Source organism: Corallococcus praedator (assembly GCF_003612125.1).
Lineage (GTDB): Bacteria > Myxococcota > Myxococcia > Myxococcales > Myxococcaceae > Corallococcus > Corallococcus praedator.
On sequence record NZ_RAWI01000448.1, the window covers coordinates 1 to 7070 of the forward strand.

Here is a 7070-nt window from a genome sequence, read left to right on the forward strand (position 1 = left end):
CTCCGGGGCTCCGCGAAGGGGTGGGGGACGGCGTGGCCGGAGACGCCCATCTCCGCTTCGGCCTTGTCGTAGAAGGGCGCCAGGTCCTCGTAGGAGATGGGCCAGTCCGCCACGGTGGTGCCGGGGACGGCGCCCAGCGTGGAGCGCAGGCGGAAGTCCACTGGCTTGAGGCGGTAGAAGAAGCCGCTCATGTGCACGGTGCCGCCGCCCACGCAGTTGGCGGTCCACGCGACGTTGCTGCGCTCGTAGCGGGCCTTGGCGCCGTGGCGCACGAGGTGGGGCTCCTCCCACGGCAGCGGCATGAAGAAGTTGCGGCGGCTGTTGAGGATCTCGTCGTGGACGAAGTCCTTGGGCTGGTAGTGCCGGCCCTTCTCCAGCACCACGACCTTGAAGCCCGCGCGGCCCAGCTCCAGCGCGAGGGGCGCGCCGCCCGCGCCGCTGCCGATGATGCAGACGTCCACCGCCTTCACGGGTGGCCTCCGCACTCGCGCAGGCACTTGGGGCCGTCGTAGCCCTCCGGGGGCGCCATGGCGATGGTGCCCACGGTGTCGAAGCCCATGAGCCGCCAGCCGACGCGGCCCTTGTTGCCGCCATAGGACGGGTCGCCCAGGAAGCCCTCCAGGCTGAGCGTCATCAGCAATTCGAAGAAGTGCGCCTCACCGCTGCCGGCCGCGCTGTCCTTGAAGATGGCGAGCAGCTCGTCCTGCTGGGCGGGCGTGGCCTTCGCGAAGCCCGTCTGGAACATGCGGTCCGCCCGGCGCTCCAGCGCGGCCAGTCCCTGGAGGAAGTCGCGGTGCATGGACTCCAGGCCCTGTGTCTCCAGGATGCGGTCGATGTAGAGGGCCACGTCCGCGTCCTGGGCGCCGGGGTCCTCGTCGCGCGGCAGGAGGCGTTCGGTGGCCGCGACGACGACGGCGTACTCGAAGGCGGAGAAGGTGCGCAGGGCCTGTCCGGTGGCGGTGGTTCCAGACGGTTCAGAAGGTTTCGCGGGCTCCGGGTCCTTGGAGCGCTTGCAGGCGGCGCCGCCCAGCAGCACCACGCCACCGCCGAAGAAGGTGAGGCGCTGGATGAAGGTGCGCCGGGACAGCCGTCGGGGGAGCGAACTCGCGCGAGCCATGGCCGGACAGCCTAGCCCAAATGCGCATCCTCCACGGTGCGAGGAAGGGCCCGGAGTCGGTTGGCCGCCCACCGCCGGGGTGCAGGATGCTCGCACCGCGAGGCTTGTCCGACCTGGAAGTCGCTCGGCTGGCATAGGATGGCGCGCTCAAGCAGGCCGGACTCGACCAAGGAGAAGAACCCCATGAAACGGCACGCGTGGCTATTGGGTGCGGCGCTCGCGCTGGGATGCGGCGGCGGCAAGCCAGCCAATCCCGACGCTGGACCGGGCCCCGGGACGGATGCGGGCACGACGGAGACGCCGTTCGTGAAGCTGGTGGTGGACACGGAGCCGAGCGAGTTGCACACCATCTCCTCCATCGCGATGGCGGTGGGGCCCGATGACCGCATCGGCATCGCGTACTTCGTGAAGGTGAACGACAAGGACTCCGAGCTTCGCTACCGCGAAGTGAAGGACGGTCAGGTGCAGGCGACCGCGGAGACCATCGCCACCGTGCAGCGCGTGTATGGCGTGTCGCTGGCGTTCGCGCCGACGGGGCAACCCGCGGTGAGCTACCTGGGCGGCGGCAGCGACGAATCCATCTACTGGTTCCAGAGCGACCTGGCGGTGTCCTACCGCAATGCGAACGGGACCTGGACCGAGCGCATCGCGGTGACGAAGGGCGACCAGGCCGTCTCCGGCAATCCGGTGAGCGACACCGGCTACCTCGTGGGGCTCAATCCCTCCATCGTCTTCAGCGGCAGCAATGCCCTGGTCGTGTACCGCGACGGGCACAACGGACAGTTCCCCCAGCAGGACTGGGCCGGAAGCGACGTGGAACTGGCCAGCGGTGGCCCCACGGCGTGGCAGCACCGGGTGGTGGCCTCGGGCGGTGACCAGAAGGGGGCGTATGGCGGGCACCTGCAGATGCTGATGGCGGACGGGCAGCCGGCGCTGGTGTTCGACCAGGCCTTCGGGGCCGCGGACGCCCCGGGGCAGAACGTCTACTTCCAGCGCCGCAACGCGGATGGCACCACCTGGACGCCGCCGGTGCAGGTGCAGGCGGTGGGCAACACAATGCTGGGCGCGTCGATGGCGTATGACTCCACGGAGGGCTTCGGCATCGCCGCGGTGGACCGTTCAAACAACCGGCTCACCTTCATCTCCTGCTCCGGCAAGACGGGGGCGAAGTGCGCGGCGGCGGGGGACTGGACGCTGCCGGATCCCGTCTACCAGACGGGTTCGGGCGGCTGGTATCCGTCGCTGGCGTTCGACCCGGCGACGCATGATCCGTCCATCGCGTTCCACATCTGCTCGCTGGAGTCCGGGCGCAACGAGGGCAGCTGCTCGCCGTCGGATGACGCGCTCGTCATCGCCACCCGCGTGGAGAGCCAGTGGCGTGAGACGACGGTGGACTTCGACGGAGGCTGGTCGCCGAAGCTGGCGTTCCTGTCGTCGGGCCAGCGCGTGGTGCTGTACCGGTCCGGAAGCACCAAGGCCCTGACGCTGGCGGTGGAGCGGTGAGCCACGCGGGACGCGTCCTGGCGGCGCTGGGGCTCGCGGGGCTGGTGTCCGGCGCGGGCATCGTCGGCTGCCGGGGGGACAACGAACTGTCCGGCAGCGTGTCGGAGCTGTTCCCCATCACCGACGTGTCGCGCGTGGAGGTGCGCCGCAACCCGGAGGCGCTCCAGGTGAGCTACTTCCGCAACAACGGCCTGGATGTGGACCTCGTCGCGCGGCTCACGGTGGACACCGAAGGGGTGGACCTGAAGCCGGGCACGAAGGTGCAACTGGGTGGCACCACGCCGTCCGGTCGCGACCGCGCATCGGTGGTGCACGTGGCCGCGGGTGAGCCCGCGCGTGTCTTCACCCCGGTGGAACGCGGCGACCTGGTGCTGGACGAAGGCGGCAGCCCGGATCAGCTCACGCGCGGTGACTTCTCCCTGTCGTTCAAGAAAGGGGATGGGTACGGCGCGGGCCGCAGCCTGGAGGGGACGTTCTCCGCCACCGCGCTCGACGCGGGCTTCGGTCCGGACCTGGGTGACGTGGTGGTGGACGAACCCGCGCCCTGATTCACTCGCGGGGGCTTCCGGTGGTTGCACGCACCGGAAGCCCTCTGCTTCATGCGCCAGGCTTCAGGGCGTGCAGGTGTTGAGCGAAGCCATGCCCTGGGAGAGCTGTCCTTGGTGCGTGGCGAATTGGGCGAGCGCCGGGGCGCCGCCCTCCAGGAAGAGCTGCCGCGCGGTGTCCACCGCGTCCCGGGCGTGCACGGTCATCGTGGTGCCGGTGGCGCTGGTCACCTTCACGGCGCCGTCCTCCTGGCCCTGCGCGCGGATGAGCAGGGCGCCCGCTTCGTCGCGCGCGACCATGCCGTCCTCCAGCGGTTCGAAGTAGCGCACCAGCGGGGCCTGCCCCTCGCGCTGCAATTCCAGACGCATGACGCCGGACTCCAGGTCGCGCGTCATCTTCAGCGTGTCGGTGGGGCTGAGCTTCACGATGCGCGTGTTGGGGTCCTCGCCCTCCACGCTGCTCACCGGGTTGCTGCCGCTCCAGAACTCGATGCTGTTGACGACGAGCGCATCCACCAGCGCGCCGATTTCATAGACGGGGACGACGACGAAGACGAGGAACACCAGCCACTGGACGAACTTGTTCCCGGAGATGCCCTTGTTGAACTGCCAGATCTTCTGCGTGAGCTTGAACGAGCCGAAGCAGCCCGTCGCATGCATCATCAGGACACCGGCGCACAGCACGCCCAGCCAGCGAGACGGACGCATCTTCATGAACACTCCAGGGGGTAGGGGGACCGCGAAAGCGGGCGCCACCATGCCACGAAGCGTCAGTCCGACTCGCTCTGGACCAGCCCGTACTTGTGCAGCAGCGAATACAGGTGCTTGCGATCCAGCTCCGCCTCGCGGGCGGCGCGGGCGATGTTGCCCCGGGCGCGGCCCAGCAGGCGCGTGAGGTACTCACGCTCGAAGGCGCGCACCAGCTCGTCCTTGCAGACCTTGAACGGTCCGGTGAACTCCACCGGCAGGAAGTCCCCGGCGGGGGAGGGCACGTCGCGGGTGAACTCGCGCAGCAGGTTGTCCCCGGTGAGGCCGGGGATGTCCACCATGTGCCGGGCACGCTCCAGGGCGTTGCGCAATTCGCGCACGTTGCCCGGCCAGGTGTGCCCCAGGAACTGCTCTTGAATCTTCTCCGGCAGCCGGGGCCAGAGGGCTTCACCGGCGAAGGCGCCCACGAGCAGCGGGATGTCCTCCTTGCGGTCGCGCAGGGGCGGCAGGCTGACGGTGAAGACGGACAGGCGGAAGTAGAGGTCCTCGCGGAACCTTCCCGCCTGCGTCTCCGACCAGAGGTCCTTCTTGCTGGCCACGACGATGCGCGCGTCGAAGGAGATGGGCGTGGAGGAGCCCAGGCGGCGGAACTCCCGGTCCTCGATGGCGCGCAGCAGCTTGGGCTGCAGGTCCAGCGCGAGGTCGTCGATTTCGTCCAGGAAGAGCGTGCCCCCGTTGGCGCGCTCCAGACAGCCGATGCGCTGGCCCACGGCCCCGGTGAAGGCGCCCTTCTCATGGCCGAACAGCTCGCTCTCGATGAGCGAGTCGGACACGCTGGCGCAGTCGAAGACGACCAGGGGCCCCGCGGCGCGGGTGCTCAATTTGTGGATGGCCTTGGCGCCCGCGCCCTTGCCGGAGCCCGTTTCGCCCACCAGCAGCACGGTGGAGTCCGTGGGGGCGATGCGCTGGAGCAGCGCGAAGATCTGCCGCATGGGCACGCTGCGGCCCACGAGGTCGCCCAGCCGGTCCTCGACGGTGGGCTCCACCTGCACGGGCGCCATCTGCGGGCTGAAGCGCAGGCGCACGTCGCCCACCTCCAGCAGGGCGCCGGGGCGCAGGTAGGCTTCGCGCACCTGGGCGCCGTCCAGGAAGGTGCCGTTGGTGGAGCCCAGGTCCTGCACGAGGAACCGGTCCCCCTGGCGGCGCACCACCAGGTGGTTGCGGCTCACCGTGGGGTGGTCGATGACGACGTCGTTGTCCGTGGACTTGCCGACGCGCAGGTCCTCGGTGGCGAGCGGGTAGACGGTCCCCGCGCGCTCGGTGTCCAGCAGCACCAGGTGGAAGCGCTGCGCGGACAGCCGCTCCGCCTGCGCACGCGCGACGACGACGGTGTGCGCGGGAATGGGGGCGGGAGGGACGGTGGACATGAACGGTCGCGCATTCTAGTCGGCTTCCGGCCCGCGCGTGCTTTCTGGCGGAAGTCGGTGCCCGGCTGGTGGACGGCCGGGCACGGTGCGTCATGGACGCACCACGGCCGCCCTCCTCGGAAACTGAGAAGGACGGCCGTGAACGACTTTGGCGTGACGGCGCCGCCGGTCAGTCGCCGTCGTAGATGCCGATGAGGCCCGGGGTGACGACGCCCGTCTTCGCGACCTTGGTGCCCTCGAAGGACACGAGCACGCGGCGCTTGCCGCCGGAGCGGTCGAACTGGATGTCCGACACGGAGCTGACCGAGGTGAGCGCCGTGCCAAAGACATCCGCGCTGTACTTCACCGTGCCGCCGCCCTTGAGGCGCGTGATGCCGCCCCACCAGTTGGCGCCCACCCAGAGGCTGCCATCCAGCGGATCCGTCGCCACCGCGGAGGTGGGGGCCATCGCGGCGGTGGTGCCCCTGGCCGGCGTGTAGTTCACCAGGTCCTGCATCACCTTGCCCTGCACCTCTCCGGAGGGGCCCAGGCGCGCCAGACCGTGATAGAAGGAGCTGACCCAGACGTCGCCGTTGCCCGCCATGGCCATGCCGGAGACGTCGTCGTCCACGCGCTGCTCCTTGCTGGGGTAGTCCGGCACCTTGTCCGCCCAGATGTCGAAGCGGTTCGCGCTGTAGGGCGCGTCTTCCGTCTGCTCCTGGGCCTTCCAGTAGTTGTCGTTGTTCGTGCCGTAGCGGAAGCGCGTGGAGCGGATCTGCCCGCCGAAGAAGACGTCGTGGTTCTCCGCGATGGCGATGCCGAAGTAGCGGTCCGACAGCAGCTCACCCTTCGAGCCGGAGATGTGCGGGTGCACGTGCTCGTAGAGACCCGCGCAGACGAACTCCCACTTGAAGCCCTCCGTGGTCCACGGGCGCGGATCCCAGCAGTAGGACGGGACGTTGCCGTCGAACTTCGCATCACCCATGGCGAAGCCATGGTTGCCGCCAAACCAGACAAGCTCCTTCACCGGGTCGTAGGCGATGCGGTGGATGGTGCAGACCTTCTCGCGGCCGCGCAGCTCCGCGCCCACCTTGGTGGGGCCGGTGTGGATGTCGTAGTGCACGACGTCGAGGGTGCCGTCCGCCTTGAGCGTCACCTTGTCCGCGTCACCGCTCTTGTAGACGCTCGCGTCCGGTGCGCGCCCGTCCAGCTCCGACTGGTCCCACTCGTCCTCGCAGGTGGGCATGCCCGGCTGGGGCGGCTTGCCGGCGTAGCCGACGAACACCGTGCCCGCGGGTCCGCCCGCCACGGAGATGACCTTGAGGTACGGCATGCCCGGAGGAGGACCGCCCACGCCGTCGCGCATGCGGCCGAAGGGATGCAGGCCGTCGGACATCGTGAAGCGCTTGATGACGTTCTCCCCCTTCTTGATGAGGAAGAGGCCCTCCTCGCCGCCCGCCACCCAGATGTTGCCGCCCTGGTCCGCGGTGATGCCGTACACGTAGCGCGGCGCGCCCAGCTCCTGGTTGTAGAACGTCCAGCCCGGCGCGGACGGCAGGGGATAGGTCTGCACCGTCTCGCTGGGGCCGCCGGTGCCGGCATCCGTGCCCGCGTCGGTGCCGCCGCCCGTGCCGGCATCCGTGCCGCCGGTGCCCGCGTCGGTGCCGCCACCCGTGCCCGCGTCCGTGCCGCCCGTGCCCGCGTCGGGAACCGGGGTGCCCGAGTCCGGGGGCTGCGTGCCGCCATCCGGCAGGCGTGGATCCTCCACGGGGACCACCGGCACCACCGGCT

At 69.8% G+C, this 7070-nt stretch carries 7 protein-coding genes; 2 read left to right on the plus strand and 5 right to left on the minus strand.

What is annotated here, in order from left to right; all coding sequences use genetic code 11:
* Positions 1 to 470 (minus strand): FAD-dependent monooxygenase (locus D7Y13_RS35640; RefSeq protein ID WP_147452566.1); only part of this gene is annotated, 470 nt, incomplete at its 3' end.
* The gene (locus tag D7Y13_RS35645) at positions 467 to 1117 is read right to left on the minus strand and encodes a gluconate 2-dehydrogenase subunit 3 family protein (protein WP_120584356.1); all 651 of its coding nucleotides are present in this window, start codon (positions 1115 to 1117) and stop codon (positions 467 to 469) included. The genes D7Y13_RS35645 and D7Y13_RS35640, both read right to left, overlap by 4 nt.
* A gap of 183 nt (positions 1118 to 1300) precedes the next feature.
* Here D7Y13_RS35645 and D7Y13_RS35650 point away from each other — a divergent pair, with 183 nt between their 5' ends.
* Complete coding sequence (locus tag D7Y13_RS35650; RefSeq protein ID WP_120584358.1) at positions 1301 to 2620, plus strand: hypothetical protein; 1320 nt, start codon at positions 1301 to 1303, stop codon at positions 2618 to 2620.
* Positions 2617 to 3168: a hypothetical protein gene (locus D7Y13_RS35655; protein ID WP_120534352.1), complete on the plus strand. Its 552-nt coding sequence runs from the start codon at positions 2617 to 2619 to the stop codon at positions 3166 to 3168. Before D7Y13_RS35650 ends, D7Y13_RS35655 begins: the two co-directional genes overlap by 4 nt.
* Positions 3169 to 3231: 63 nt before the next feature.
* On the opposite strand, the gene D7Y13_RS35660 is transcribed toward D7Y13_RS35655, so the two are convergent.
* The 3 genes from D7Y13_RS35660 to D7Y13_RS46025 form a co-directional block, all read right to left on the minus strand.
* Positions 3232 to 3879 carry a DUF3332 domain-containing protein gene (locus D7Y13_RS35660; RefSeq protein ID WP_120584357.1) on the minus strand — a complete coding sequence of 216 codons (648 nt, stop codon included), beginning with the start codon at positions 3877 to 3879 and terminating at the stop codon, positions 3232 to 3234.
* A gap of 56 nt (positions 3880 to 3935) precedes the next feature.
* On the minus strand, positions 3936 to 5300 hold the full coding sequence (locus tag D7Y13_RS35665) for a sigma 54-interacting transcriptional regulator (protein ID WP_120534350.1): 1365 nt from the start codon (positions 5298 to 5300) through the stop codon (positions 3936 to 3938).
* Between the two features lie 169 nt (positions 5301 to 5469).
* A partial coding sequence (locus D7Y13_RS46025; RefSeq protein WP_158626182.1) for a hypothetical protein occupies positions 5470 to 7070 on the minus strand: 1601 nt, incomplete at its 5' end.

What these genes read in the sequence shown, in the direction of transcription:
- D7Y13_RS35660 (WP_120584357.1), bottom strand. Translation starts at nt 3,879, where the DNA reads ATGAAGATGCGTCCGTCTCGCTGGCTGGGCGTGCTGTGCGCCGGTGTC.
- D7Y13_RS35645 (WP_120584356.1), bottom strand. Translation starts at nt 1,117, where the DNA reads ATGGCTCGCGCGAGTTCGCTCCCCCGACGGCTGTCCCGGCGCACCTTC.
- D7Y13_RS35665 (WP_120534350.1), bottom strand. Translation starts at nt 5,300, where the DNA reads ATGTCCACCGTCCCTCCCGCCCCCATTCCCGCGCACACCGTCGTCGTC.
- D7Y13_RS35650 (WP_120584358.1), top strand. Translation starts at nt 1,301, where the DNA reads ATGAAACGGCACGCGTGGCTATTGGGTGCGGCGCTCGCGCTGGGATGC.